24 protein-coding genes and 1 riboswitch are annotated in these 26,139 nt (G+C 70.5%); of the genes, 9 read left to right on the top strand and 15 right to left on the bottom strand.

Annotated features, from left to right (window positions below):
• Positions 1-12: 12 nt before the first annotated feature.
• Entirely contained in the window at positions 13-594 is a 582-nt protein-coding gene (locus DFJ69_RS12080; RefSeq protein ID WP_245974275.1) for a GAF domain-containing protein, read from the top strand.
• A 6-nt stretch (positions 595-600) separates the two neighbouring features.
• On the opposite strand, the gene DFJ69_RS12075 is transcribed toward DFJ69_RS12080, so the two are convergent.
• Together DFJ69_RS12075 and DFJ69_RS12070 are read right to left on the bottom strand one after the other, a co-directional pair.
• On the bottom strand, positions 601-2,091 hold the full coding sequence (locus DFJ69_RS12075; RefSeq protein WP_116022567.1) for an acyl-CoA dehydrogenase family protein: 1,491 nt from the start codon (positions 2,089-2,091) through the stop codon (positions 601-603).
• A 331-nt stretch (positions 2,092-2,422) separates the two neighbouring features.
• The gene (locus tag DFJ69_RS12070; RefSeq protein ID WP_170177623.1) at positions 2,423-3,961 is read right to left on the bottom strand and encodes a CYTH and CHAD domain-containing protein; all 1,539 of its coding nucleotides are present in this window, start codon (positions 3,959-3,961) and stop codon (positions 2,423-2,425) included.
• Between the two features lie 59 nt (positions 3,962-4,020).
• Between DFJ69_RS12070 and DFJ69_RS12065 the strand changes: the two genes are divergently transcribed.
• Positions 4,021-5,028, top strand: coding sequence for a sigma-70 family RNA polymerase sigma factor (locus DFJ69_RS12065; RefSeq protein ID WP_116022565.1), 1,008 nt, complete (start codon positions 4,021-4,023; stop codon positions 5,026-5,028).
• A 28-nt stretch (positions 5,029-5,056) separates the two neighbouring features.
• On the top strand, positions 5,057-5,527 hold the full coding sequence (locus DFJ69_RS12060; protein ID WP_116022564.1) for a GyrI-like domain-containing protein: 471 nt from the start codon (positions 5,057-5,059) through the stop codon (positions 5,525-5,527).
• A gap of 563 nt (positions 5,528-6,090) precedes the next feature.
• Here DFJ69_RS12060 and DFJ69_RS34240 read toward each other — a convergent pair.
• Both DFJ69_RS34240 and DFJ69_RS12055 read right to left on the bottom strand, forming a co-directional pair.
• Complete coding sequence (locus DFJ69_RS34240; RefSeq protein WP_170177622.1) at positions 6,091-6,228, bottom strand: hypothetical protein; 138 nt, start codon at positions 6,226-6,228, stop codon at positions 6,091-6,093.
• A gap of 278 nt (positions 6,229-6,506) precedes the next feature.
• Entirely contained in the window at positions 6,507-6,965 is a 459-nt protein-coding gene (locus DFJ69_RS12055) for a GNAT family N-acetyltransferase (RefSeq protein WP_116022563.1), read from the bottom strand.
• Between the two features lie 132 nt (positions 6,966-7,097).
• Here DFJ69_RS12055 and DFJ69_RS12050 point away from each other — a divergent pair, with 132 nt between their 5' ends.
• The 4 genes from DFJ69_RS12050 (at position 7,098) to DFJ69_RS12035 (ending at position 9,507) form a co-directional block, all read left to right on the top strand.
• Positions 7,098-7,391, top strand: a complete 294-nt coding sequence (locus DFJ69_RS12050; protein WP_116022562.1) for a hypothetical protein — start codon at positions 7,098-7,100, stop codon at positions 7,389-7,391.
• The gene (locus DFJ69_RS12045; RefSeq protein ID WP_116022561.1) at positions 7,385-7,660 is read left to right on the top strand and encodes a WhiB family transcriptional regulator; all 276 of its coding nucleotides are present in this window, start codon (positions 7,385-7,387) and stop codon (positions 7,658-7,660) included. Before DFJ69_RS12050 ends, DFJ69_RS12045 begins: the two co-directional genes overlap by 7 nt.
• Positions 7,661-7,796: 136 nt before the next feature.
• Positions 7,797-8,405 (top strand): rhomboid family intramembrane serine protease, encoded by a 609-nt coding sequence (locus DFJ69_RS12040; protein WP_116022560.1) that lies wholly within the window; start codon positions 7,797-7,799, stop codon positions 8,403-8,405.
• A gap of 208 nt (positions 8,406-8,613) precedes the next feature.
• Positions 8,614-9,507, top strand: a complete 894-nt coding sequence (locus DFJ69_RS12035; protein ID WP_245974273.1) for a hypothetical protein — start codon at positions 8,614-8,616, stop codon at positions 9,505-9,507.
• Positions 9,508-9,581: 74 nt separating this feature from the next.
• Here DFJ69_RS12035 and DFJ69_RS36330 read toward each other — a convergent pair whose 3' ends face one another.
• The 4 genes from DFJ69_RS36330 to DFJ69_RS12010 form a co-directional block, all read right to left on the bottom strand.
• Positions 9,582-11,837, bottom strand: a complete 2,256-nt coding sequence (locus DFJ69_RS36330; protein WP_342769854.1) for an SDR family oxidoreductase — start codon at positions 11,835-11,837, stop codon at positions 9,582-9,584.
• 80 nt (positions 11,838-11,917) lie between these two features.
• Positions 11,918-12,703 (bottom strand): sporulation protein, encoded by a 786-nt coding sequence (locus tag DFJ69_RS12020; protein WP_116022559.1) that lies wholly within the window; start codon positions 12,701-12,703, stop codon positions 11,918-11,920.
• A 127-nt stretch (positions 12,704-12,830) separates the two neighbouring features.
• On the bottom strand, positions 12,831-13,151 hold the full coding sequence (locus DFJ69_RS12015; protein ID WP_116026574.1) for a DMT family transporter: 321 nt from the start codon (positions 13,149-13,151) through the stop codon (positions 12,831-12,833).
• A gap of 36 nt (positions 13,152-13,187) precedes the next feature.
• A riboswitch (guanidine-III (ykkC-III) riboswitch) is annotated at positions 13,188-13,256 on the bottom strand.
• A gap of 33 nt (positions 13,257-13,289) precedes the next feature.
• On the bottom strand, positions 13,290-15,257 hold the full coding sequence (locus tag DFJ69_RS12010) for a hypothetical protein (protein WP_147312276.1): 1,968 nt from the start codon (positions 15,255-15,257) through the stop codon (positions 13,290-13,292).
• 216 nt (positions 15,258-15,473) lie between these two features.
• Between DFJ69_RS12010 and DFJ69_RS12005 the strand changes: the two genes are divergently transcribed.
• Entirely contained in the window at positions 15,474-17,309 is a 1,836-nt protein-coding gene (locus DFJ69_RS12005) for an acyl-CoA dehydrogenase (protein WP_116022557.1), read from the top strand.
• Positions 17,310-17,385: 76 nt separating this feature from the next.
• Here DFJ69_RS12005 and DFJ69_RS12000 read toward each other — a convergent pair whose 3' ends face one another.
• From DFJ69_RS12000 to DFJ69_RS11990, 3 genes are all read right to left on the bottom strand, one after another.
• Positions 17,386-18,639 (bottom strand): hypothetical protein, encoded by a 1,254-nt coding sequence (locus DFJ69_RS12000; RefSeq protein WP_147312275.1) that lies wholly within the window; start codon positions 18,637-18,639, stop codon positions 17,386-17,388.
• A 23-nt stretch (positions 18,640-18,662) separates the two neighbouring features.
• Positions 18,663-19,166 (bottom strand): SigE family RNA polymerase sigma factor, encoded by a 504-nt coding sequence (locus tag DFJ69_RS11995; RefSeq protein WP_211328596.1) that lies wholly within the window; start codon positions 19,164-19,166, stop codon positions 18,663-18,665.
• A gap of 94 nt (positions 19,167-19,260) precedes the next feature.
• Entirely contained in the window at positions 19,261-20,103 is an 843-nt protein-coding gene (locus DFJ69_RS11990) for a helix-turn-helix transcriptional regulator (RefSeq protein WP_116022555.1), read from the bottom strand.
• A gap of 109 nt (positions 20,104-20,212) precedes the next feature.
• Between DFJ69_RS11990 and DFJ69_RS11985 the strand changes: the two genes are divergently transcribed.
• Entirely contained in the window at positions 20,213-21,202 is a 990-nt protein-coding gene (locus DFJ69_RS11985; protein WP_147312274.1) for a hypothetical protein, read from the top strand.
• Between the two features lie 55 nt (positions 21,203-21,257).
• On the opposite strand, the gene DFJ69_RS11980 is transcribed toward DFJ69_RS11985, so the two are convergent.
• The 4 genes from DFJ69_RS11980 to DFJ69_RS11965 all read right to left on the bottom strand — a co-directional run bounded on the left by DFJ69_RS11980 (position 21,258) and on the right by DFJ69_RS11965 (position 26,104).
• A complete protein-coding gene (locus tag DFJ69_RS11980; protein WP_116022553.1) occupies positions 21,258-22,901 on the bottom strand; it encodes an amidohydrolase family protein in 1,644 nt (547 codons plus the stop codon).
• A 130-nt stretch (positions 22,902-23,031) separates the two neighbouring features.
• Positions 23,032-24,231, bottom strand: coding sequence for an ABC transporter permease (locus DFJ69_RS11975; RefSeq protein WP_116022552.1), 1,200 nt, complete (start codon positions 24,229-24,231; stop codon positions 23,032-23,034).
• Positions 24,228-24,956, bottom strand: coding sequence for an ABC transporter ATP-binding protein (locus DFJ69_RS11970; RefSeq protein ID WP_116022551.1), 729 nt, complete (start codon positions 24,954-24,956; stop codon positions 24,228-24,230). Before DFJ69_RS11970 ends, DFJ69_RS11975 begins: the two co-directional genes overlap by 4 nt.
• Complete coding sequence (locus tag DFJ69_RS11965) at positions 24,953-26,104, bottom strand: peptidoglycan-binding protein (protein WP_170177621.1); 1,152 nt, start codon at positions 26,102-26,104, stop codon at positions 24,953-24,955. Before DFJ69_RS11965 ends, DFJ69_RS11970 begins: the two co-directional genes overlap by 4 nt.
• Positions 26,105-26,139 lie beyond the last annotated feature (35 nt).

Here is a 26,139-nt window from a genome sequence, read left to right as displayed (position 1 = left end):
CAGGAGACCGCCGTGTTGAACGAGCCGCTCTACGAGCCTTCCGGCCACCTGCTGACCCCCGTCGACCATGAGGTGCCGCAGCGGGTGACGCGCCTGCGGGAGCTCGGTCTCGGCCAAGGGCCGGACCAGGAGTTCGACGCCTTCGCCCGCGACCTCGCCGCCGCCGCCCGGCACCTGTCCGGCACCGAACGGCCCCCGTTCGCGATGGTGAACTTCGTCACGGACCGGCAGTACCTGAGCGGGCTGTACGCGCCGGCGGACCCGGGGGCCGACCCGTCCGAGGGTGTCGAGCTGGGCCGGGAGGTGCCGCTCGACCACGGGTACTGCCCGCACGTCGTGGTGCGGCGCAAGGCGCTCGTCCTCGACGACGTGTGCGACTACCCGCGCTTCGCGGGCAACCCGGTGGTCGACAAGCTCGGCATCCGGACGTACGTCGGGGCCCCGCTGATCGACCACACGGGCACGACGCTCGGCACGATCTGCATCGTGGACACCGAGCCGCGCCCGTGGGGCCACCCCGGGCTGAAGCTCATCAAGGAGGCGGCGGCGGACCTGGTCACCCTGATCCGCCGCCGCGAGGAACTCCTGGACTAGCCCGCGTCACACCGACGCGGGCACCGGTACGGAGCGGGAGAACGAGGTCTCGGCCGGGGCCTCGTCCTCGTCGCCGAGCACGCCCGTCGCGAGCAACCGGAACTCGCCGGCGACGCCGGCGATGTCGGCCTTGAGGAACTCGATGGCCGCCCGCGCCTCGGCGGGGGCCGCGTCGGTCTCGTCGGCCCACCGCATGACCCGGCCGATCGAGAACGCGTAGGCGATCGCGCGCCCGGCCAGGACCCGGTGCTCCTGCTCGAGGTTCTGGTCGAGGAAGCCCAGGTCCAGCCGGTGCTCGGTGACGGCGGCGGCCGTGAGGGGCCACTCGGCGAGGAACTCGCTGAGCGGCCGGCCGTCGGTCCTGGCGAGGCAGTACTCGGTGAGCTGCTGGCTGAGCAGGTCGTTGGTCCCGTCGAAGATGGTGTAGACGCGCGCGTCGAGGAACGCCTGGGCGGAGATGTTGGTGGGGGACCCGCTGCGGTAGCCCTCGCCGCCGACGAGCTGCTGGTAGTGCTGGGCCGCGCTGAGCATCCGCTCGGTGGCGACGGTCTTGATGGCCTGAACGGCGGGGAACGCGCCGATCATGTCGCCCTTCATGTCCAGCGAGGTCTGCAGGTAGTGGTTGAGCGCCGCGCAGACGGTGTACGAGGTGTCGATGGCCGCCAGGCGGTAGCGCACGAAGCGGATCCCGGACATCGGCCCTCGACCGATGATGCGGCGGTCGGCGTACGCGTGCGCCTCGCGGCTGATGCGGCGCAGGAAGCCGGCCCCCATCGCCGCCATCAGGGCCCGTGACGCCATGAGCATCTCCACCATGGGGCGCAGGTTGCCGCCCTCGGCGCGGATCCGTCGGTGCCGGGGGACGACCGCGTCGATCTCGTTGAGCCCGTAGTCGATCACCTTGAGGCCGAGCGGCTCGTACGGCTGCACCGTGCGGAAGCCCTCGCTGCGCTTGACGATGAAGTAGCCGTACTCGCGGCCGTGCTCGTCGTTCTTGGCGCTGACCAGCCACCAGTGGGCGCTGAGGCTGAACGCCTGCCAGTGCTTGCGGCCCCGGATGCGGTAGCCGCCCTCGACCTCCTCGAAGGTGGTGGTCATGCCGGACATGGCCGAGCCGCAGCCGGGCTCGGTCGACGCGAATCCGGCGACCATGGGATCGCCGCCCGAGTAGTGCGGCAGCACCTCCTGCTTGGCCTCGTCGTCGGCCCACAGCGCGATGGGGCGCAACGCGACGCCGGTGATGACCGTGACGTACATGCCCAATGGAAGGTTCCACTCGGACACGGTCTCGATGACGCGGCACATCTCGAGATGGCTGTCCCGGCCGCCGAACTCCTTGGGCAACGTGGGGAGCAGGACGCCGGCCCGGGTCAACAGGGTCCAGTCATCGGCGGGGAGGTTCTGCTGAGGGTAGGTCGCGGAATCGAATCGAGCGGCGACGGCCTCGATACCGGCGATATAGTCGTTCGTGGACAGGGACAACAGATCTTTCGTCATGGCGTCCGCTTTCGCGTTCGGATGTTTCAGTGCGGGGGAAGTCGTCAGATCCTGAGATCACGAGCACGCTGATGTCCGATTCGCTATGAAACCGCCGACCATGAACCTCCTTACGCATCATCCGCATCGGGGGGCGCTCAGGTCATGATCAATGGAAGTTTCAACAATTGCAAGGCCGGTTTCGGCCGACCGCAATCGATGAGCGGAAGGTAGCCATTCCGTTCGGGCGGAAAAAGTCCGTGTTCGCGGCCACGGGAAAAGGCCGGCTGTCAAAGAGCCGCCGGCGGGCGGGAAAACTTTGCGGACACCCCCGTCGAGGTGTCTCAGCGGACTAGGCGATCCGCTCCCAGGTCTCCTCGAGCCGGGAGAGGCTGTCGAACGCCTCGTGCCGTTCCCATCCGTGGAGGGCGCCGAGCACGAACGCTTCGGCGGGTGTGGTGCCGCGCCGGGCCGCCGCCTCCTTGAGGTACGTCGTCGCGATCACGCCGTCCTGGTAGCCCCCCAGCACCTTCTGCAGGGTCTTGGCCTTGCGGGCGGTGCCGGAGGCCGCGGCGGCGGCGTCCTTGTCGATGTCGTCCAGCGCGGCGGCGGCCAGGTCGGCGGCGTACCGGACGCGCTTGCCCGCCTTGCGGACGTCGTGCCTGGCCTCCTCCGGGTCGTCGGCCGTGGCGATCGCGGCGTACTTCTTGGCGAGGCGCTTCCACTGCCGTCCGACGAGCTTGGGCAGCTCCTTGGCCGCGGCGCGTTCGGCCCGGTCGCTCAGCGGCGGGTGGGTGAGCAGGGCCTCGAGCGCGTCGAGGATGTCGAAGTAGCGGGACTGCTTGAGGGCCGCGTTCATCCTGCGGTAGGCCGACGCCTCCGAGGCGGCGAGGGCGTTCATCCACGACGGGGTGCCGTTCACCTCGAACCCGTGCGGCTCGGCCAGCCGGTCGGTGAAGCGCATCCGCAGCACCTCCAGGTCGCGGACCTCGCCGAGCGCGTCGGCCAGCCACTTCAGCTCCGGCTCCAGCGGGGCGACGCGGCGCGCGTCGAGGAGCGGGGCGAAACTGCGCAGCGCGCTGCGGATCCGGCGGACGGCGACCCGCATCTGGTGCACCGCGTCGTCCTCGCCCAGCCGCGCCTTGGGGTCGAACGACAGCACGGCGGCGACCTGCTCGGCCAGGTAGCCGATCACGGCCGCCCCGGCCGAGCCCTCGGGCAGCTCCGGTGACACCGGACGGCCGCCGAACGGGACCGTCATCACGGGCTCCAACACGCGCCCGAGCTTGGAGGAGCTGCCGCCCTTGCGCGCGCCCGCCTTGCGCAGCCGCTTGCCCGCCGCCTTGAGCAGCTCGGGCGTCCCCGCCGGGCCCAGCTCGACCTCGATCTCCCGCCAGGCGGTCGCCGGCACCGTCGCCTCGGCCGTCGCCTCGCCGCCGTCGAGCACCACCTGGCCGACCACGGCGTCGTCGGCGACCTCGGCGAGCACCCGCCCCTCGTCGTCCAGCAGCTCGATGACCGTACGGGTCGTCTCCAGGACGGCCGCCGGCCGCAGCTCCGCGCCCCGGGTCGACCACGCCACCAGCGCGGCCAGCCGGGCGGGCACCATCTGGGGCCGGCCCAGGGGGGCGCGCAGCTCGTTCTTGCTGTCGGGCCCGGCCGGTATCTTCAGATGCCAGCCGGCGTCGTCGCCTCCCCGTCGCCGCCGCAGCGTGACGCCATGGGCGGCCAGTCGGTGATCGGCGGTATCGAAGTAGTTCGCCACCAGCGCGTACGTGCGCGGCGCGGTCACGGACGCGACCCCGGGCAGCCGGGACAGGTCCGGGAGCACGAAGTCGCGCTCGGCGTCGTACTTGCGCTCGATCTCCATCTGTTGGGTCGGAACGGCCACGCGCATCTCTCCTCAGCGGTCGGCCTCCCGGCTGCGGGTGAACCATGGAGGACGCTCAAATGTCCAGCATTACACGTCAAGATGAACAGAATCCGGTCGAAGCCTGGTGGGCCCGACATCACGGCGAACTGACCGGTTACTGCTACCGGATGCTGGGCTCGGCCTTCGACGCCGACGACGCCGTTCAAGAGACGTTGGTGCGGGCCTGGCGACACGTCGACCGTTTCGACGAGGATCGCGGGACGGCGCGCGCGTGGTTGTTCGCCATCGCCACGAACGTCTGCCTGGACATGCTGCGGGGGGCCGAGAGGCGGGCCCGCGCCATCGACCTCGGCCCGGCTTCGCAGCCCGGCGATCCTCTCGGCGCACCCCTCGCCGAGAGCACCTGGGTGCTGCCGATCCCCGACGGTCGGGTGCGGCCCGACGGCGCGGACCCGGCGGATCTGGTGGCGGCCCGGGAGACGATCCGGCTGGCGTTCGTGGCCGCGCTGCAGCATCTGCCGCCCCGCCAGCGCGCGGTGCTGATCCTGCGCGACGTGCTGAGTTGGCGGGCCTCGGAGGTCGCCCGGCTGCTGGACGTCACCGTCACGGCGGTCAACAGCGCCCTGCAGCGCGCCCGCGCGACGCTGCGCGCCCTCGGCCCCGTCCCCGGCGACCCTTTCGACCCGCTGGACGACGGGCAGCGGCACCTGCTGGACGCGTACTGCACGGCCTTCGAACGGCACGACGTCGAACGGCTGGTGTCGCTGCTGCACGAGGACGCGACGATGTCGATGCCCCCGTTCACGTGGTGGCTGCGGGGCCGCGAGGACATCCGCCGGGCGCTGTCGGCCCCGGACGTGGGCTGCCTGGACTCCCGGCTCGTCCCCGTCGCGGCGAACGGGACGCCGGCGTTCGCCCACTACGTGCCGTCCGCGAACGGGTTCGAGGCGCGGGGCCTGGTGCTGGTGGACGTGGCCGACGGCCTGATCACGGGGACGACCTCCTTCCTCGACACGGCCAGGCTGTTCCCGCTGTTCTCCCTCCCCACCGATGAGTTCCCGGGCTCCGCGTCGTACCAGAGGTGAAACGGCATTCTCCAGGAGGTACGTGATCATGAACATCGAGGAACGCGCCGAGCGGCCCTGCGTCGCCGTCTCCGTCGAGGCCCCGCTGCGCGAGTGGGGACGCGTCAACGCGCTCGTCCCCGAGGTCTTCGCCTGGCTCGCCGAGCGCGGGATCGCCCCCGCCGGCCCGCTGTTCTACCGCTACCGGGTGGCGGGCGACATGGACGCCCCCTTCGTGGTCGAGGTCGGCGTCCCCGTCGCCGAGCCCGCGGAGGGCGACGACCGCGTCCTCGCGGGAACGATCCCCGCAGGCCGGTACGCGACCCTGACCCACCACGGCCACCCCGACGGGCTGTACGGGTCCATCACGCGACTGCAGCGCGAGGCGGCGGATCAGGGCCTGGAATGGGCCATGGAGGGGGAGGTCCTGGCGGGCTGCTTCGAGTTCTACCTGACCGACCCCGAGGTGGAGCCCGACATGGACCGGTGGTCCATCGAGCTGGCCTATCTGATCCGGTGACCCGTCCCTATCTCCGTGGTCACAGGGATCGCACCGGTCGGGTCCGTGAACCCTGACCGTTGAGGGCGACCGCCGGTCGCGGGGCCTGGCGTCGGCGCTCGGCGGGGTGCGGATGAGTCGGTGGGACGATCGGCGGCCCTCGGGCGGTTCGACGTCGGCCAGCCTGATGTCGAGCCATTCGACTCGATGAAGCTGGACCTTCCGGCGCGCGGGTGAGGCTCCCTGTCGGCGGCGTGGCGGATCGTCGGCTCGCGTGTCGTCCGCGTCCTTGTGATCGATCGGAAAGTGTACGAAACACCTTCTGGTTGCCCACTGCTGGGCTATATCTAGAGATGCTCTTTTATGGGTACTGTACCTAGTCTGTGCTGACTAGTTACCCTGGTGGCCGGTGGACGACCAGGCTGTGGCAAACTGGATGAGATCGCCCATCGTGGTAGAAATTCGCTGCGATGGCGTGTCGGTCAGTGCCCCCACCCAGATCGCCCCTGTGGGTAGGGAGATCGCAACCTGGGTGGGGGCCGGGCTGCCGCAGGGTTCGCTACGGCGCTGGGAGGTGCCTTCTCCTAGCGGCCGTAGCGGACCGCCACGTAGAGCGCGACCAGGGCGGCGGCGAGTTTGAGCGCCGCCGCGACCAGGTCGACGAACTTCGTGTGGTCGGCCCCTCGGCGAACCCACCGCTTCGCGGTCTGCCAGTGCCTCACTGGTCCCACCTGTTTCTCGTGCGCCCGGCCGGGGGCCGGACGCGGCGGCTTCCCCGATGGGGGGAAGGTGGGCCGATCGACCCACAGGGCATGGATCGGCCAGGTGAACCCGGAGGACGGACTCCCGCGAAGGGGTTGGCGATAAACGCTACCTGGTCGGGATCTCTCCGGCGAGCCGGACACGGCCACAGGTACCCCGATTACTCAGGGCAAATGAACTGCCGGTGAGAACGGACGAATTGGAGCGATCCACCGCAGAACACACCAGTAGGAACGACCTATTTGTCGATCAGGGGATACTTCATGCCCATGTGCGAAGGGCGGAAGCCCATCTTCTGATAGAACCGGATGGCGTTGGGGCGCTGGCGGTCGGTGGTGAGCTGGACGACGCGGCAGCCGCGCTCCCGGGCCCGGTCGACGACCCAGGTGATCAGGGCCTGACCGACGCCGCGGCCCCGGTGCTCGAAGGCGACGCGGACACCCTCGATCTGGGCGCGCTCGCCGCCGGTGTAGGTGAGGCCCGGGATGAAGGTGAGCTGGAGGGAGGCGGCGATCTCGCCGTCGACCTCGGCCACGATGATCGCGTTGTTGGGATCCTTCTCGATGGCGTCGAAGGCGGTCCAGTAGGCCGCCGGGAGCTCGTCGCCCGGGGCCTCCCGGGTGCTGCCCAGGGGGTCGTCCGCCAGCAGTCGGACGATGACCGGGACGTCCTCGCGGACGGCCTGGCGGAAGGTCACCTTTTGATCACGTGCCACGTGGCTCAGGGTATCCGCACGATAAGACCTATTAGTCACCCTCGCTTGTAGTACTACGGCTTGTAGTACTACGTTGGGTACGAGCCCACCCCGGAACTCCTGGAGGCCGTCGTCATGGTCGCCCTCGCCGAAGCGTCCCGCGCCGGAACCCGGTCGCCGCACGGACCCATCCGTGCCGCCGAGCCGGACACCGGACCGCCCGAGGCGTTGCGGAGGCGCTGCGCGACGGTCATCGACGCCGAGCTGACCCGGCTCGCCCACCGCACCTCGCTGGACGGCGAGGAGCTCGCGGTGGTGGCGGGCGCGCTGCAACGGCTGGCCGACTCGCTGCTCCTGGACCGGGTACGGGCCGCGCACTGCGAGCCGCCCCTGCTGGCGGCCCTGTTCGACCTGGAGACGACATGCTGAACACCAGCGACGACCACTGGACCGACCACTCGATCTGCCGTGGCGCCGACCCCGACCTCTTCTACCCGATCAACTACGCCCGTCCCGTCATGGCCCGGCAGGTCGAGGCGGCCAAGGCGATCTGCGCCCACTGCCCCGTCCAGGCCGACTGCCTCGACTGGGCCCTGCGCGCCGGCGAGCCGGAGGGCATCTGGGGCGGCACGACCCCCGAGGAACGCCGCCACCTGCGCCGCCGCCCCGTCGGCGGCCGCACCCGCACCGCCGCCTGACACGGACGGCCCGCTGCCGGGGGACGGCCACGGCGGTGGACGGCGGGCCCTGTGCATGGGCAGGGGCCTCGTGGGCACCATTTCGGGGCTCCGGATCGTTGCCCAGGTAGCGCGATCCCCGACCAAGGCGGCGTCAATGAGCAATCCCGTCGCTCCGCAGCGGAGCCGCTCGGAGGGCCTGATCACCCATGCCACCAGGGCCGTGTCGGCGGCCGTGCTGGTGGTGGCCGTGACGGCGGGCATGTGGGTCGTCGAGGCGTTCGACTACGCGATGGACGGCCGGCTCGACCGGTACGGGATCCGGGCGTACGACCTGCGCGAGCTGCCCGAGATCTTCACCGCGCCGTTCCTGCACGGCGGGTTCGAGCATCTGCTCGCCAACACGGTGCCGTTCCTGGTGCTCGGCTTCCTGGCGGCGGCCCGAGGGGTCGGCCGGTTCCTGGCGGCGAACCTGATCATCATCGTGGTGGGCGGGCTGGGGGTGTGGTTCACCGGGTCCCCGTCCATCGACACGCTGGGCAGCAGCATCCTGATCTTCGGCTACTTCGGCTATCTGCTGGGCCGGGGGCTGTTCGAGCGCAGCCTGCTCGACCTGGTGATCGCGGTGGGTGTGGTGCTGGGCTACGGGACGATGATCTACGGGATCATTCCCACCGACACCATGATCTCCTGGCAGGGCCATCTGTTCGGTCTGATCGGCGGTCTGCTGGCCGCCTGGACGCTGCGCCGCCGCGCCGAGGTCTGAGCCAGAAGATTCCGGCGCCGGTCATTTTCGAAAAAGCGCTGAATATGTCGGATCGTGCGCGGAGGTGTCGATCCGGCCGGTCCGTGACGTCGATTAGCGCCGCCTTTACCGGACATTGTGTCCGGATGCGGACAACGGTCGTTCCCCATCTGGAATCGGAGCCTCCGGAGGTTCACGCTGAGGCCGAACCCGCCGAGGAGGGCCCCGGATGAACCGTTCCCCCCAACCCCGCGCGCACCGCGTCGCCGCAGGTCGCGCCGTCGCCGTCGTGCTCGTCCTGCTGGTCGCCGCGCTGGCGCCCGCCGTTTCCCGGGCGAGTGCGCTCGCCTACCCGACCCCGAAGGCATTCGTCTCCCAACTCGACCTCGAATGCTTCAAGACCGAGGCGTACGTGCCGCCCGTCGGCCCGATCCTCACCCGTCATCTGAACCCGGTGCTGACCGGTCTGCCGGCCGAGGAGGTCACGCTCGGCGCGCGTGAGCAGGTGTGCGTTCCGGTCGCCAAGAACGGCAAGATCCCGCCCCCCGGAGTGATCGACTTCGTCCAGTACGTGGACCTGTCGTGCTACCGGGTCCAGGGCATCACGGTGAACCGGCAGCTCCAACTGAGCCATCTCAACCCGGTGCTGTCCGGGCTCCCGTCGACCTCCGTCGTCATCACCAGCCCGCGCCAGCTCTGCGTCCCGGTGGTCAAGAACGGCAAGTACCCGCCGCCCGAGGTGTTGCGTCTGGTGCAGTACATCGACCTGAAGTGCTACGCGATCGCTCAGCCGACGCCCATCAACACCCCGCTGCGCCTCACCCACCTCAACCCGCTGCTGACGGGCCTGCCGGACGTCCAGACGACCGCCACGTACGGCCGCCAGCTCTGCGTCCCGGTGCAGAAGAACAACGAGCCCATCCCCGACGACGTGCTGCAGATCGTCCGGTGGCTCGACCTGGTCAAGTACGACCTGGTGGCGCCCACCCAGCCGACGATCCCGCTGACCCTCGAGCACATCAACCCCACGCTGGCACGACTGCCGAGGGAGCAGGCGACCCTCACCTCGCCGGCCCAACTGGCGGTCCCGGTCGCCAAGAACGGCGCCATCCCGCCCGGCTGACCCGTCACCGAACGCACCGAGAACGCCGGGGAGGCCCGCACCGGGCCTCCCCGGCCCTCGGGCGTCGGGCCCCCCTAGGGGCGGACGGACACGTCCGTGATGGTGGCGTCGGGGGTCGTCTCCAACGCGGCCACGATCGTGCGGGCCACGGTGATCGGCTCGATGAACTCGCCCGCCTCGTACGGCCGGCCCTCCTGCGCCCGGACCTTGCGCTGCATCTCCGTCGCCGTACGCCCGGGGTACACGCTGGTCACCCGGATGTCGGGCTCCTCGGCGCGCAGCGAGTCGGCCAGCGCCTTGAGCCCGTGCTTGCTGGCCGCGTACGCCGACCAGCCGGGGCCCGCGCGCAGACCCGCGCCGGAGTTGACGAAGACCACCTGACCCCGGGCGGCGCGGAGCGCCGGGAGCAGCAGCCGGGTCAGTTCGGCGGCGGCGACCAGGTTGACCATGAGCTGGTCGATCCAGTGGTCGGCGTCCTGCTCGGCGACCGGACCGAGGTCCACCACCCCCGCGCTGTGCACGACGCCGTCCAGCCGTTCCGGCAGCCCGGCGACCGCCAGCGCCGCCTCCAGCCGTCGGGGTTCGGACAGGTCCAGCACGACGGGCTGCGTCGTGCCGCGCCGTCCCGCCGGGGCGGCCACCGGGGTGCCGTTCGCGTCGCGGACCATGACCTGCGTGCGGGCGTGCGCGCCGCTGCCCAGCCGGGCGGTCACCGTGGCGAGCCGCTCGGCCGAGCGCCCGACCAGCACCAGATCGTGCCCGCGGTCGGCCAGCAACTCCGCCGCCGCCGCGCCGATCCCGCCGGTCGCGCCCGTGATGAGGTACGTTCCCATGCCGCCATTGTCGCCGATCATGGCCGCCGCGCGGGCGAATCGGTCAGTTGGGCCGCAGCACCCGGTGGCCCCGGCGATGAGCGCGGTGACCAGGATCCAGCCGGCCGCGATCAGCCCGTACGCGTACCACCGGGTCCAGCCGACCGGGTCGTAGGCGTCCCGGAGACCGAACGTGCCCAGCGGGATCAGCAGATCGAGGGTGTAGACGAACGCGCTGAAGTCCGGACGCTCCCCGGGCGGTCGCAGCGGCCGGGCGGGCTCGATCGAGAAGATCACCGCGCCGGCCACGGCCAGCAGCGCGACCCAGGCCGCCGCCATCCACGGGCGGTAACCGTGCCCCACCGTCCAGTCGAGCACCCGACTCCACAGCCGCGCGCCACGCCCCAGCGTGCCCCGCCGGGCCCGCAGCTTGGCGAGCAGCACCTTGCGGGCCAGGTCGTCATGGCCGATCTGCCGATACCAGGCGGCGAGCTGCTCGTACGGCTGCGGATGGAACTCCTCGTTGCGGCCCAACCAGTTCAGCCGGTCCTGGGGAGGGCAGCCGCGCAGGGCGTCGTAGGTCAGGCCGCGCAGCCACAACGTCTCGGGCCAACGGTCGGGGTTGTCCCGCAGGACGCCGATGTGGGAGTAGTCGAGCACCACCCGACCCACCACCGGGACCGCCGGGCGGAAATGCATCTCCTCCACCTGCATCGACGTGGCCGCCAGCGCGCACGGGTCCGTGGTGGCGCGCAGGGTGGCCTGGTCGAACGACAGGGTGCACTCCACCTTGGCCCCCCGCAGCCGCACCATGCCCTCCGCCGAGAACCCGGCGCTGAACTCGGCCGCGTCCGCGATCACGATGTTCCAGGCGTCCAGGGCCATCCCGTCCCTGTCGCCGACGGTCGTCCCCTGCAAGAACAGTCCGCCGTTCATTCGCGCCCCGACCAGACTGATCCCGCCGGAGACGGCGGCGTCGCGGATGTGCGTCCCGGCGTCGACGTTCAGGCCCCGGGCGAACAGCCCCCACCGGGCGGGGTCGGTCTGGTGGATCACGACGTCGTTCATCCGCAGCCCGGCGGTGATCTGCCCGCGCGGGAGCCGGACCTCGCCGTCGATCCGCGAGCCGATCAGGCTCAGGTAGCCGTCCACCTGGATCCCGTCCCCGGACAGCCCGGGCATCCGACACCCGGCGAACTCGATCTGCCTGGTCCGGACGTTCGACAGGTCGGGGGACTCGGTCAGCCGACAGTGCCGCAGCGTGAGCTCGCACTCGACGTCGCCGCCCGACAGGTCGAGACGGCCGGTGATGTACGCGCCGCTCAGCCGTACGGCCGGCACGAACCCGGGACGTCCCTCCCGGCCGCCCAGCAACAGCCTGGCGATCACCTCGGCCCGCACCGTCCGGTCGGGGGCGGGCTCGTCGGGCCGCCCGTCACCGAGGTCGACGGGGGCGCCGGTCGGGTAGGCGTCCCAGAGCCGGGACTCGGGGGCGGTCAGGTCGAGGCCGTCCACCACGGCGATCTCCTCCCGGCATGACTCCGCCGTGGACCCCCCGATCGTCGGGGTCCACGGCGGAGTGGATGCGTGTCGGCGGTCTAGAAGAAGCCCTTCTTGCGACCGGCCTGGTTGAGGTAGTTCTCGATCTGCTGCTCCCAGTTGGTGGCGCCGATGCTCGCGTAGTCGACGGTGAACCGGGCGAACGAGTCCTGGCCCTCGGTGAAGACGCCGGCGCGCTTGGACAGCTCCAGCACGACCTCCATCGACGAGGCGTTGGCCACGAAGGTGACCTCGAGCTCCTTGATGCCGTTGACGTACTGCGGCGGCGGGAAGAACTCGATCTCCTGGTAGAACGGCAACTGCTGGCGCACGCCCCAGATCTTGCCGCGCTCGCAGTCGGCGCTGCGGAACCGGAAGCCGATGTTGGCGAACGCCTCCAGGATGCGCTCCTGGGCGGGCAGCGGGTTGACCACGATCGGGTCGAGGTCGGTGGCGTCGACCGCCCGCGCGACCTCCAGCTCGGTGGCGACCCCGACGGTGGTGCCGCGCAGCGGCTGCCCGTACATGTGGGTGAGCGGCGTCTCCCACGGGATCTGCAGCGTGAACGGGAGCGAGTGACGGGCGCCGTCGTCCAGCTCGAACTCGCGGGCGAGGAAGACCTTGGCGTACTCCATGTCCTGGAGGGTCTCGTTGTCGCCCGACTCGACCTCGACGCGGGTGCGCAGCGCGATGGACAGGTGCTTGATGTCCGAGTCGTGCTCGCCGCCGATCAGGTTGACCTCACCGGAGATGGTGCCGCCCGGCTGGGTGGTCGAGCTGTGCAGGATCGTCTCGACCTGAGGTCCCCCGACCCCCATCGCCTTCATGAGCTTCTTGAAGACCAACTGATTTCCTCCCGTGTGTGGGCCCCGACTCGTGCGCCGCTCGGGGTGTCGTCCCTTTAGTCGCAGGCCGGGGTGATCTCGTTCCACCCGAATCGCCCCTTTGTGGCGCAAGTCACAAAGTAGCGGATCAGTGCCCGCCTGCGAGGTTCAATCCGACCACACCGACGACGATCAAGGCCAGTGCCGCCAGTTTGAGGGGCGACACGGCGTCGTCCATGACCAGCATCCCGACGACGGCGGTGCCCACCGCGCCGATGCCGACCCACACCGCGTAGGCGGTGCCCACCTCCAGGTCCCGAAGGGCCAGGTTGAGCAGCCCGAAGCTGACGACGGCGAACGCGAGGAAGCCCACGGAGGGCAGGAGTTGGGTGAAGCCCTTGCTCTGCTTGAGGCACAGGGCCATCGCGACCTCGAAGAGACCGGCGAAGACGACAAGGATCCAGGCCATGACGGCCACCTCCCGGACGAGTGCGTACGGCTGACGGTCGCGTCGTCTTCGCATGACCGGGTACGACGCACCTCGTCCGGGCGGCCCGCCAAAACGGGCCGCTGTCCCGTCCAACGCCTCGCTGCGCGGGCCTGTTCCCTAGCGGACGTCCACGTGGTCGCGGGTGCTCTGGACTGGGATGTACGTCGCAGTTCCCGCGTACCGTGCGACCCAAGTGCCGTCCTGGCCCGCCTTGAACGTCTTCTTGAACGTGCCGTACCGGTCCGTCGTCAGGCTCGCCATGCGTCGCCAGGTGGACGAACCAGGGGCCAGGAAATGGATGGAGACCTTGGCGTGCGCGCCGTTCAGCCAACGTCCGCTCTTGTGCAGGCGCAGAGTTCCGTTGACGGTCAGCGGACGTCCTCGGCGCACGGGCTCGGGTGTCGCGTCGAAACGCGAGAACTTCGCGCTGAAACGCACGTCCACGTACCGCGCGGGGCTGATGGAGGACTGCATCACGGCGAGGGGGTGATCCCTGTGGACGCCGGCCTGGTAGACGGCGCGCCAGTACCCGTCTCGCTTGGCGGTGGGCTCGAACCAGAACCTGCCCCAATGGTCGGCTGCTCCGGTCAGGACGGTGCTCCAACGCTTGCCGTCGGTCGAAAACTGCACGTTGATCTGCGCGCCGGGTACGGACTCACGCGCCCCGCCCACGTGCATGACCCGGCCCTTAACGGCGACCCTGCCGCCGACCCCCACGGGGTTGGGCGCCACGGTGAAGCCGCTGATCTCGGTCCGCTGGCGCGCCTTGTAGGAGAGATGGCCGACGGCCGGCCGGTAGCCCTCATCGCCGAGCGGCGGTCGGTAGCTCGCCCGGTAGCGGTTGGCCCTGACGCTGCGGACCACGACGGAGAAGTTTCCGTCCGGACCGGTGCGCACGGACACGGGTCCTGCCCAAAGGTTCCCGCCCGCGAACGATTCGAGGACGATGGGCCTTCCCCCCAGCCCGCCCCACTTGCCGGCGGCGTCCTGCCGCTCCAGCCGGCCGCTGAACGTGACGGCGTCGCCGACGAACTTGTTCCCCGGAGCCGTGAGCGTCAGCCTGGTGGTGAGCCGGCGCACGTCGAGACGAGCGTGGGCATAGGCGTTGCCATAGGTGTCGTCAGCGTCGAACGTCGTGAACACGCCGGAAGAAGGGGGTGCGACGGATACCGTGGTGGTGAACCGGCCGTCGGGGTCCGTGACGACCGAGGCAGAATTCGCGACGGTCACTTCCTTGCCGCCGAGGGGCAGGCGGGCACCGTTCAGATCGAAGTAGACGAGCCGGCCTCGCACGGTCACGTTCCCGCTCTCGGCATCGGTCGTCCCAAGGCTCGCGGTGACCCCCTCGAAGGCCGTCTTGAGGCGCGTCGTCACACGGCGCATGGAGTGGTGGAACAACTCGACGCCCTCGGCGTTCCACACTGAGACGTCGATCTCGTAATCACCGGCGGGAAGGTTCACGTACGTCGGAGAACTCCAGGTGACGAGAGCGTCCGCCCGATGAGTCACCGCGAAGTCCGCCACGGTGGCGACCACTTCGGGCCTGCCCGCCGGTCGCATCATGGCGGCCACCCTGGCCACCCCCCAGTTCGCGGACTCGGTGTAGGCCAGCCTGAAGCGCCCATGGACGACACCACCGATTCTTCCGTCGTCGTCGGTGATCTTCACCCCGCCAACCGGGTTCGGCGGTGTGGGGAAGGTCTCCACGTCCACCATCTCGCGAACGACCCGATCGCCGGCGCCGTCGACGACCTCTACGTCCATGAACGTGATGCCGCGCTGGAGGACCACGGACTCACGCGACCGCCAGGAGCCCCTTTGGTCGGTGCCCCGGAGGCGCTCGAAGTCTCGTATCACGGCGTAAGGCTCGGTCGAGCCCCGCAGCCGCAGCCGAACGATGACGTCGGTGATCCCATCGGCGGACTCCGCGCTCGTGCCCACCGTGGTTCGGCCTTCGGCATCGGGGGTGTTGATGAAGCCGTGGTCGATGGCGATCCCGGTATCGGCCCCCGCCGTCCTGGGCGGAGCGATGAGGAACGTCGCGAGGGCGACGAGGCCGAGCACGGCGGACAGAAGTCTCCGCACGAGACCCTCCTGGGCAAGGTGACGGTGGTACCGATCGGTACAAGATCCTTATAGCAGGGCGATTACCGTCACACTGGTGTGAGTCGGGTGTTCGTGTCGCCGAATCGGGTTCGTTCGGTGGGGTTGTCACCTGGTTACCAGTGGGTAGCATAGAGAGCAGTTACTGACCAGTACGTTGCCCGGGCGCCAGCCCGCCGGACCTGACGAGGGAAATCCATGGGCCACTACAAGAGCAACCTCCGTGACCTGGAGTTCAACCTCTTCGAGGTGTTCAAGCGTCAGGACCTGCTCGGTCGGGGACCGTACGAGGACCTGGACGAGGACACCGTCCGCAGCATCCTCGGCGAGGTCAACCGGCTGGCCGAGGGCCCGGTCGCCGAGTCCTTCGAGGAGGGCGACCGCAACCCGCCCAAGTTCGACCCGCAGGCCGGCACCGTCACGATGCCCGAGGGCTTCAAGAAGTCGTACCAGGCGTACATGGACGCCGAGTGGTACCGCGTCGACCTGGTGCCGGAGTTCGGCGGCACCGGCGCGCCGCGCAGCCTGACCTGGGCCATCGCGGAGCAGATCCTCGGCGCCAACCCGGCCGTCTACATGTTCGCCTCCGGACCGGGCTTCGCCCAGATCCTCTGGCAGATCGGCACCGAGGAGCAGAAGAAGTTCGCCGAGATCGCGCTGGAGCGCAAGTGGGGCGCCACCATGGTGCTGACCGAGCCGGACGCCGGCTCCGACGTCGGCGCCGGCCGCGCCAAGGCCGTGCAGCAGGCCGACGGCACCTGGCACATCGAGGGTGTCAAGCGCTTCATCACCTCGGCCGAGCACGACATGGCCGAGAACATCTTCCACCTGGTGCTGGCCCGCCCCGAGGGCGCCGGCCCGGGCACCAAGGGCCTGTCGATGTTCCTCGTTCCCAAGTACCTGGTGGACCTGGAGACCGGTGAGCTGGGCGAGCGCAACGGCGCCTACGTCACCAACGTCGAGAAGAAGATGGGCATCAAGGTCTCCACGACCTGCGAGCTGACCCTCGGCGAGAGGCACCCGGCCGTCGGCTACCTGGTCGGCGACGTCCACCAGGGCATCAAGCAGATGTTCATGGTCATCGAGTACGCCCGGATGATGGTCGGCACCAAGGCCATCGCCACCCTGTCCACCGGCTACCTCAACGCGCTGGAGTACGCGAAGGAGCGGGTGCAGGGCGCCGACCTCACCCAGATGACCGACAAGACCGCCCCGCGCGTCACCATCACTCACCACCCGGACGTACGGCGCAGCCTGATGACCCAGAAGGCGTACGCCGAGGGCATGCGGGCGCTGGTCCTGCTGACCGCCTCGTACCAGGACGCGGTGCAGATCGCCCAGCACGAGGGTCGCAAGGACGAGACGGCCGAGAAGCTGAACGACCTGCTGCTGCCGATCGTCAAGGGCTTCGGCTCGGAGCGGGCCTACGCCATCCTCGGCGCGGAGTCGCTGCAGACCCTGGGCGGCTCGGGCTTCCTGCAGGAGTACCCGATCGAGCAGTACATCCGGGACTCCAAGATCGACACCCTGTACGAGGGCACCACCGCCATCCAGGGCATGGACCTGTTCTTCCGCAAGATCCTGCGGGACAACGGCGAGGCCCTCAAGCAGTTGTCCGGCGAGATCCGCGCGTTCGCGGGCAGCGAGGCGGGCAACGGCCGGCTCAAGGCCGAGCGCGCCCTGCTCAACCAGGCGCTGGACAACGTCGAGGGCATCCTCACCCCGATGGTCGGCTGGGCCCTCGGCTCGATGGAGAACCCGAAGGAGCTGTACAAGGTCGGGCTCGCCTCCAGCCGTCTGCTGCTGGCCCTGGGCGACCTGATCGTGGGCTGGCTGCTGTGCCGCCAGGCCGAGATCGCCCTGACCGCGCTCGGCGGCGGCGACGTCTCCGACGCCGATCGCAACTTCTACACCGGCAAGGTCGCCGCCGCGCAGTTCTTCTGCGCCACCGTGCTGCCCCGGATCGCCGCCGACCGGGCGATCACCGAGGCCACCACGCTGGACATCATGGAGCTGCCGGAAGAGGCGTTCTGATCCCCGCGCATCGGTAACGCGAAGCGGCCCCCGTCACCAAGGCTCTTGGTGACGGGGGCCGCTTCGTCATGCGGCGTCAGCGACGCCAGGTCGGGTCGGTCACGATCCTCTTGATCTGCTCCAGGGAGAGCGCGGGGGTGTCGCGGGTCTGGGGGCCGCTCTTGGGCGACAGCCCGTTGGCCGCCCGCGCCACGACCCGGCGGCCGTTCGGGTACATCACCTCCACGATGCGGTTGATGACACCCGACGCGACGACCTCCGCGGGTTGCTCCTCGATCCAGATCATGGTGCCGTCCGGCAGGGTCTCCTCGACGCAGGTCGCCTCGTCCGGCTGGTCCGACAACCGCTGCGCGCAGCTCGGCTGCTTCTCCGCCTTGCCGTCGGGACGCCTGAAATCCTGCACGTTGAGGCCGACGCTCGTCCCGCCCCGGGAGTCCTTCAGGATCAGTGAGACGTAGCCGTCCGAGACGTCCGGATGGGTGATCTCGGCCCCCTTGGGCAGCAGCCGCCGGAGGCCGGCCAGGATCCGGTCACCGGGGAACTCCTTGGGCCCCGTCCCCGGGCTTGGCCTCTCGGGGGCCGGCAATGTGGCGGCGGCCTCCACCCAGCGGGGGTTCGTGACGATGGCGGTCATCTGAGCGGGGCTCAGCGGGGGCGTCGCACGGGTCACTCCGGCGGAGCTCTTCGACTCGGCCGCGTTGACCTGGTCGAACCGGATCTGAATGCCGTCCCGCCGGGTCAGCTCCGCGTGCCACCACTTCTCGCCCGTGTTGCTCTGCGGACGCGTGAAGCCCTTGGTGACCAGGAGCCTGCCCTGCCCCTCCCAGTCGGTGGCCTCGCAGTCGTTGTACGGGAGGACCTGCGGCGACGGGCAGTCGTGATAATCGCGGAGGGCGGGGTCGTTCCGAGGGAACCGCTGGATCGCCATCGTGACCCCGGCGAGGCCCTTGCCGTCGTCGTACTTGGCCATCATCACCCCGGGAACGGGCGCGCCCTGGACCTCGATGAGTCTCACCCCCTTCGGCAGCATCGTCTGCAGGATCCGCGACATCTCCGCCGGGCTCACCTGCTCGCCGGTACGCCGTGCCTCCGGTGACGAGGTCCCGCGAGAGGACAGGGCGCTCTTCTGCTCGGGCCCGCCGCCGAGGACGTTCACCCCGGCGAACGTGACCGCGGAGAGGGCCAGCGCCGCGCCGGCGGTCTGGGCCGCCCGCGCCCTGCGTCGCGCGCGACGCCCCCGCGCCAGCCCCGCCCTGACCAGGTCGGCGGGTGGCGACACGTCCGCCATCGCGGACCGCATGGCCTCGGAGAGCTTCTGTTCATCGGACAAGCTGATCACCGCTTCCCGTGGTGTTATCGGCTGGTGACGTCGAGGAACCGGTCCCCGAGCAGGTCGCGCAGGCGTTCCAGCGCCCGCATGGACCGGTTCCTCACGGCTCCGGCGCTGAGGTGCAGCGCCGCCGCCGTCTCCGCGACGCTGCGGTCCTCCCAGTACCGCAGGACCAGCACCGCCCGATCCTTGGGCGGCAACTGGGCGAGCCCGTTCAGCAACGTCACCCGCAGGGCGGCGCCGCCGATCGGGTCGGCGGCCTCCGCCCGTTCGGGCACCGCCCCCGTAGGCCGCTCGGACGCACTGCGCCGCCGCCGGAACGACAGGAAGGTCCGCACCAGCATGGCCTCGCTATAGGCCGCCGGACTCTCGGCCTGCCGCACCCTGCGCCACGACCGGTACACCTTGGCCAGCGTCTCCTGCACCAGGTCCTCGGCGAGATGCCAGTCCCCGGTCAGCAACCACGCGGTTCGGAACAGGTGTCCGCTCCGAGCGGATGCGAACTCCATGTACTCCTCGTCCGCCACGGCGGGTTCCTCCGTCCCTCGACGTCACCCACCTAGACGCCCCACGTCCCCCGCCCCGTCACACTCCCTGGCGACGTGTCCGGAGGCGTGCCGGTCAGGCGTGAGCCGGTTCGGGGGCGTTGTGCGTGAGGGCGGTGAGGCGTTGGAGGGTGTCGGTGTCGGTGCGGGGTTGGAGGACGATCAGGACGAGGTCGGGGGCGTCGCCGGGGCGGAGGATGATCTGGTCGAGGTCGAGGGTTCCGGCGGTGGGGTGGTGGAGGCGCTTGGCGATGCCGCCGATCCGGGCGCTCACGGTGCGTTCGTCGAGCCAGGCGGCGGCTTCGGGGAACGCGCGGAGGCGGCGGAGCACCTCGGCCATCCGGGTGTCCTCGGGGTGGCGGGCGAAGCTCTCGCGCACCTCGCCCACCACGCGCCGGGCATGGGCGGCCCAGTCCTCCATGTGGGCGCGCATGTCGGGGGAGGCGAACATCAGGAACGCCCCGTTCCGCTCCTCCGCCGGCCACTCGGAGAAGCGATAGAGGGCCTCCGCGCCGCGATTCCAGGCGAGGACGTCCCAGCGGGCGTCGAGCACCCAGGCGGGCATCGGGTCCTGCGCGAGCGTCAGGCGCACCAGATGCTCGGGCGGCTTGCACGGGCCCTCGGTGACGCGGTGGGGCTCCTGGCCGGCGAGCCGGAACATGTAGTCGCGTTCGGCGTCGCCGAGCTTGAGCGTGCGGGCGATGGCGGCCAGCACCTCGGGGGAGGGGTTGATGTCGCGGCCCTGTTCGAGCCACGTGTACCAGGTGACCCCCACACCGGCGAGCAGCGCGACCTCTTCACGCCGTAGCCCTGGCGTACGACGCCGGAGGCCCGGCTCCAGGCCGACGTCCGCCGGGCTCACCTTGGCCCGGTGCGTACGAAGGAAGCTCGCGAGCGCGTTACGGCGGACCGTGGTCATGAGGGGCGTCTCCCAGGTAGCGGCACTACCAGTATCGGCACGCACTGCCGCCGTTCGAAGGTCGGGACGAAAGTGGATCGCGTAACCCGACTACGGCAAGGAGCCGTTCGTGTCCTCATTGCTTTCCCGTCGTTCGGCGGCCGGTGCGTTGGCCGTCCTGACGCTGGTCGCCCTTCCGCTTCCCTCCGCCGCCGCGTCCCACGACGTGCCGGGGGACCTCATCACCGGACACGCGCCTTCTCTGCACCCCGAGGACATCGCGTACGACCCGACCCGACGGGCGTTCATCGTCGGCTCGCTGCGGCACGGCACCGTGTCGGTCGTGCGGCCGGACGGCTCGGTGCGGACGCTGGTGAACGATCCGGCGCTCGTCTCCAGCGTCGGCATCCACGTGGACGCCCGTCGTGGCCGGCTCCTCGTCGCCAACAGCGACATCGGCGTGAGCACCAAGTCGTCCCCCCAGACGCAGGAGCGGCTCGCCGGGCTGGGTGTCTACGACCTGCGCACCGGCCGCAGGCTCCATTACGTCGATCTGGGGGCCGTGGCCGGAGACGGGGCGCGGCATCTGGCGAACGACATCGCGGTCGCACCCGACGGCACCGCCTACGTCACCGACTCGTTCGCGCCGGTCGTGTACCGGGTTCCGTTGAGGGGGCGCGCGGGTGTCTTCGTCCGTGACCCGCGTCTTGCGCCCGAGGGCTTCGGGGCGAACGGGATCGTGTGGCAGGCCGGGGGCCTGGTGTTCAGCCGCTACGACAACGGGACGCTGTGGCGGGTCTCGGCCCGGAACCCGTCCACCTTGCGACGGGTCGCGATGGAGCTGACGCTGCCGGGTGCCGACGGCCTGACCGTGCGGCCGGACGGCGCGTTGCTGGTGGTGACAAACGCGCTGGACGGCAAGGGGGTGGACGCGGTGTTCACCCTGCGGCCTTCGAAGGGCTGGCGGAGGGCCACGGTGGTGCTCCGGCAGGACTCGCCCGAGCCCGCGCCGACCACGGCGGCGATCGGCTCCGACGGCCGCCCGTACGTGCTGAGCGGGAGGATCGACCTGCTCCTGGGCGGCCGGCCCGGCGACCTGTTCACGATCCGGCGCTTCTGACGGCCGAAGGGCCGGCGGCGGCGCGCCGCCGCCACCGGCCCTGGTCGTTCGACCGTCAGGGCTGTGCCGAGTGGGACGTGGCGCGCTGCCACATCTGCAGGTAGGACTCGGCGCCCAGGGCCAGATCGTTGATGATCTCGTTCCCGGCGATGTTCTGCATGTCCTTCATCCAGTCCGGAACGAGACCGTAGTGGGCGACACCCTCCTTGTTCACGTCCCAGGTGCGGGATCCGGTCTTCGCCCGGTCGAGGGTCACCCCGGGGTCGAACGGCGAGGTGAACGGGTAGCGGACGGGGTTCTCGGCGTTGTTCGGGCGGACCGGGGGCAGCGTGCCCATGCCGTTCGCGTCGAGGCCGTAGCCGTACCCGAAGAGGTAGCGCTCGTCACGGGACGCCTTGTCCTTGCGCCACTGGCCCACGAAGCCGTCGGCGCGGTGACCGTACGAGGTCATCATGCCGCCGACACCGTAGACGCGGCGGGTGTAGGTCGGGTCCGTCCAACTGTGGCCGGAGATCACGCCGGAGTACCCGGCGTCCTCCAGGATCCGCAGCGTCTGGTCGGCGGCCTTCACGCTCATGTGGTCGACCTCGATGATCATCCCGCGCTTCATCATGCCCCGGACCATGTGCTCGCCCAGCGCGGTCAACCCGACGGGGTTGCAGTGTGGAGGCTTGGGATAGACCGGCATCGTGATGCCGACCGGGCGCAGCGCCTTGAGCGGTCCGGCCAGGAGGGCGGCGAGGTCGCCGGACGGGCTGATCGTGTGGTCGTGGGCGGGGCCCGTGCAGGTGTCGGCCTGCCAGAACCTGCCCGCGCTCAGCACGTTGCCGAGGTTGAGGATGCCGCCGAGCGCGCCCTCGTCGAAGCGGACGCCGCACAGCGCGTTGTCGAACTTGTGGCAGAGGAACATCGAGCTGATGCCGAGGTCGCGCATCTCGTCGAGGCCCTGGTCGATCTCCGCCTTGGTGCACCCCGGCCGCTCGGGGGTCCCCGTGCAGCCGAAGGGCTCGGAGGTCTCGATGCCGAGGACGACGGCGAGCTTGCCCTGCGCGATGATGCCGCGCGCCTCCGTCGGGTTGCGCGCGATGCGGAACCAGCCCTTGCCCGGCCCGCCGTGCTCCTTGTCGATGTACGCCTCCAGCTCCTGGGTGCGCTTCACCTGGAGCCGGATCGAGCCCATCTCGTCACAGGGGTACTTCTTGAGCGGGTAGACCTCGCACAGGACCCGGTTGGTCACCATCTGGTTGACCAGGATCCGCTGGCCGCCGCGCCAGGACCGTTCGAGCCACTTGTAGTACGACTGCTGGTGGGTGAACGAGTCGTTCGCGGGCCAGTCCTTGAACGTCGGGTAGCCCACGGCGTCGTGGGTACCGAACGGGTGGCCGTGGCGGGTGAAGTTCTCGAACCAGGCGAACGCGCCGGCGACGCCGTGGTCCGAGCAGTCCTTCAGCGCCTTCTCGATGCCTTCGGGGTCGAACGTCTTGCCGCAGAAGATGCGGCCTCCGAAGCCTTCGTACGACATGAGGTGGCTATGGGCGTCCAGATAGCCTCGGACCTCGCCGGTCGTCGCGGCGACCGGCGCGACGGGTGTCGCGGGCTCGGCGGCGGCGAGGCGGGACGTCCCGGCCGCGCTCGCGCCCAGGGACACGAGGACGGCCAGGACGGCGAGCGTTCTGGACACCAGGGTTCGGCGGTGCATGGGCGGCCTCTTCTACGGGGGGTGGCGGAGCCGTCTGCCCCCGAGTATCCGGCGACCGGGCGAAGATGAATAGGTTTCATGTGCTTAGGCCCGGGGCTCCCTCTGTCACCCGCCTTCACAGAAGCGGCGATCACGACGTCCGCAGGGCCTCCGTCGGGGCCATCCGGGCCGCGCGCAGCGCCGGGAGGAGGCCGGCGATCGCGCCGATGCCCACGGCGGAGGCGACGCCGCCGACCCAGGCGGACGGCGGGATGACCACCGCCCAGTCCTTGGTGGTCGCGTAGACGGTCGTCGCCAGCACACCAGACGCGACGCCGACGGTACCGCCCAGCCCCGCCAGCAGGATCGCCTCGGACAGGAACTGGACGCGGATGTGACCCTTCGTGGCCCCCAGCGCCCGCCGCAGACCGATCTCCGAGCGTCGTTCCAGCACCGAGATGACCATCGTGTTGGCGACGCCGACCCCGCCGACCAGCAGCGCGACCGCCCCCAGCCCCAGGAACAGCCCGTTCAGCGCGGACTCGGCGGCGGCCCGCGCCACCAGCGTGTCCGAGGGGTTGCTCACGGTGACCTGCGTGGGGTTCTCCGGGTTCGTGGTCGCGCCCAGCACCGCACGGACGTCGTTCACCTGCGAGGTCTCGGAACGGACGTAGATCGTGGACGGGTGGCCCGCGTACTTCAGGTATCTCTCGGCCGCCGGATACCCGACGAGGACGGAGCCGTCGATCTCGGGCGCGAGGGTCGCCGGGCCCAGGATGCCCCCGACGAAGAACCATTGGTCGCCCAGCCAGATCCGGGTCCCGCCGTGGACGCGGTCGATGCCCAGACGCCGCGCGGCGGTGGCGCCCAGCACGGCGACGGGCTGCGTGGCGGTCGCGGTGTTCAGGTACCGGCCCGCGACGACCGAGGTGCGGACCACCTCGGGCAGGCGCAGGTCGGCGGCCTGCACGGTCAGCCCGTTGGTGTTGACCTTGGGGATCAGCGGGCTGCGGTACACGGTGGCCTTGGTGGCCCCGGTGCTCTGCGCCTGCTCGACGGGACCGATCCGGCCGATCATGCCCGGGGCGGTCTTCGGCAGCGGGACGCTGTTGCCCTGCAGGTCCTGGCCCGTGGTGACCGTCAGCATGTTGGTGCCGAGCCGGTCGATCTCGGCGAGCAGCCCGGCCTGCGACGAGGCCGACAGGCCCAGCACCGCGACGATCGACGCCACCCCGATCGCGATGCCCAGGGCCGACAACGCGGCCCGCAGTCGCCGGGTCCGCAGGCCCACGCTCGCCGTCCGCGCGAGGTCCCCGGACGAGAGGCGATGCGGGGTGAACGTGGTGGTCATGAGGGTCCCTCGTGAATGGTCGGCCCCACGAACGAGGGCGTCGCGGTCGTGTCGGTGACGATGCGGCCGTCGAGCACCTCGATGCGCCGGGGATGGCGGGCCGCGAGCTCGCGGTCGTGGGTGATGACGAGGATCGTGGTCCCCTCGGCGTTCAGTTCCCGCAGCAGCCCGAAGATGGCCTCGCTGGACGCGCTGTCGAGGTTGCCGGTGGGCTCGTCGGCCAGCACGATGGCGGGACGCCCGACGAGCGCGCGGGCGATCGCCACCCGCTGACGCTGCCCGCCCGACAGCTTCGCCGACGGGAAGTCCATCCGGTCGGACAGCCCGACCCGCGCCAGCGCCTCGGCGGCGGCGGCACGACGGGCGGCCCGACGGACCCCGCCGTACAGGAGCCCGTCGGCGACGTTCTCCAGGGCGGACGTCCGGTCGGCCAGGAAGAACTGCTGGAACACGAAGCCGATGGCGTTGGCCCGCAGCCCCGCCAACTCCCGGTCGCTCAACCGCGCCGCGTCCACCCCGGCGATGTGGACGCTGCCCGAGGTGGGGCGGTCGAGGGTGCCCATCACGTGCAGCAGCGTCGACTTCCCCGACCCGGAGGGCCCCACGATCGCGACCAGCTCACCGGCTTCGACGGAGAAGCCCACCTCGTCGAGCGCCACCACGGGCGTCACCCCCGGATAGACCTTGCTGACCCCGTCCAGCCGCAGGACCGGCTCGCCCGTCATGACGCCGGCACCACGACGCGCCGGCCGGCCGCGACACCCTTGCCGCTGATCTGCACCATGCCGGCGGTGGTGTCGAACAGGCCGAGCGTGACCGGCACCAGCGTGCGGGCGCCGCTCGGCTCGATGACCTCGATGCCGTACCCGCCGTCGAGAAGGGCCAGCAGGGCGTTGACCGGGACCGCGAGGGCGTCGTCCACGCTGTCGGTGAGGATGGAGACGCCCACGGGGGCCTGATCGAGACGGCCGGTGGCCTTGGGATCGTCCGGCGTGATCCGCACCGTGATGGTGGCCCCGCCCTTCTCCGCCGTCCTGGCCACCGTGCCCACCGAGGTCACCCTTCCGGGGACGGTCTTCTGGTCGGGGAGCGTGATCTCCACCTTGTCGCCCTTCTTGACCTTGGACTGAAGGGACGCGTCGATCTCCACGGTGACCTGCCTGGTGGTCGAGCCCCCTTCCAGGACCGGGGTCCCGGGGGCGGCGACGGCCCCGGGGGAGACATGGACCTTCGTGACCCTGATCGACTCGCGGGGCAGGAACACGGCCTGCCCCTTGGGGAACATCCCGTCCTCCTTGACGCCCAGATCGTCCTGAAGCTGCTTCACCGCGTACGTGGTCGCCCAGCCGTAGGTCATCGACTGGGAGCTGAGCCCATACCTGGGGCCGTATCCGAGGGCGAGGAGCGCGGCGTTCAACTGCCGGACGTCGGCGCCCGTCATGCCCTGCTTCAGATCGCGGTACATGCTCGTCGCCGAGCCCCGCAGCAGGATCACCGGCTTGCCGTCGACCCAGTACAGGGCCCCTCCCTGGCCGATCACCCGTCCCGGCTTGGGCAGCCTGCTGAACGTCCCGGTGGCCTGGTTGACGGCCGTGTACCCGCCGACGTACCCGAGCGTCCCGCTGACGGAGGTCCGCGCGGTCAGGCGTCCCCGCGTCACCTCGGCCTCCCCGGTGGGCGCGACGCTCCGGGTGCCGGCGCTCTTGACGGGTTCCTCGAACGGACCGGCGATCGCCACGGCCGCGGCCCCCGAGGCCACCAGCACCGCCGTGATCACCGCCAGCGCGCGTCGCCGTCGGCGTCGCGCCCGTCCGCGGGGCACGCCCGCCCGTCCGCCTGGGTCGTCCCGCATGATGGGTGGTGCCGAGGTCATGCCACTCCTTCGCCGCACGCCGGATTGCGCATCAG

This window comes from Thermomonospora umbrina, from assembly GCF_003386555.1.
Classification (GTDB): domain Bacteria; phylum Actinomycetota; class Actinomycetes; order Streptosporangiales; family Streptosporangiaceae; genus Thermomonospora; species Thermomonospora umbrina.
This window is presented reverse-complemented; position numbering and strand designations above follow the sequence as displayed.

What these genes read in the sequence shown, in the direction of transcription:
- DFJ69_RS12075 (WP_116022567.1), bottom strand. Translation starts at nt 2,091, where the DNA reads ATGACGAAAGATCTGTTGTCCCTGTCCACGAACGACTATATCGCCGGT.
- DFJ69_RS12065 (WP_116022565.1), top strand. Translation starts at nt 4,021, where the DNA reads ATGTCCAGCATTACACGTCAAGATGAACAGAATCCGGTCGAAGCCTGG.
- DFJ69_RS12060 (WP_116022564.1), top strand. Translation starts at nt 5,057, where the DNA reads ATGAACATCGAGGAACGCGCCGAGCGGCCCTGCGTCGCCGTCTCCGTC.
- DFJ69_RS12050 (WP_116022562.1), top strand. Translation starts at nt 7,098, where the DNA reads ATGGTCGCCCTCGCCGAAGCGTCCCGCGCCGGAACCCGGTCGCCGCAC.
- DFJ69_RS12045 (WP_116022561.1), top strand. Translation starts at nt 7,385, where the DNA reads ATGCTGAACACCAGCGACGACCACTGGACCGACCACTCGATCTGCCGT.
- DFJ69_RS12040 (WP_116022560.1), top strand. Translation starts at nt 7,797, where the DNA reads ATGAGCAATCCCGTCGCTCCGCAGCGGAGCCGCTCGGAGGGCCTGATC.
- DFJ69_RS12035 (WP_245974273.1), top strand. Translation starts at nt 8,614, where the DNA reads ATGAACCGTTCCCCCCAACCCCGCGCGCACCGCGTCGCCGCAGGTCGC.
- DFJ69_RS12015 (WP_116026574.1), bottom strand. Translation starts at nt 13,151, where the DNA reads ATGGCCTGGATCCTTGTCGTCTTCGCCGGTCTCTTCGAGGTCGCGATG.
- DFJ69_RS12005 (WP_116022557.1), top strand. Translation starts at nt 15,474, where the DNA reads ATGGGCCACTACAAGAGCAACCTCCGTGACCTGGAGTTCAACCTCTTC.
- DFJ69_RS11990 (WP_116022555.1), bottom strand. Translation starts at nt 20,103, where the DNA reads ATGACCACGGTCCGCCGTAACGCGCTCGCGAGCTTCCTTCGTACGCAC.
- DFJ69_RS11980 (WP_116022553.1), bottom strand. Translation starts at nt 22,901, where the DNA reads ATGCACCGCCGAACCCTGGTGTCCAGAACGCTCGCCGTCCTGGCCGTC.
- DFJ69_RS11975 (WP_116022552.1), bottom strand. Translation starts at nt 24,231, where the DNA reads ATGACCACCACGTTCACCCCGCATCGCCTCTCGTCCGGGGACCTCGCG.
- DFJ69_RS11970 (WP_116022551.1), bottom strand. Translation starts at nt 24,956, where the DNA reads ATGACGGGCGAGCCGGTCCTGCGGCTGGACGGGGTCAGCAAGGTCTAT.
- DFJ69_RS11965 (WP_170177621.1), bottom strand. Translation starts at nt 26,104, where the DNA reads ATGACCTCGGCACCACCCATCATGCGGGACGACCCAGGCGGACGGGCG.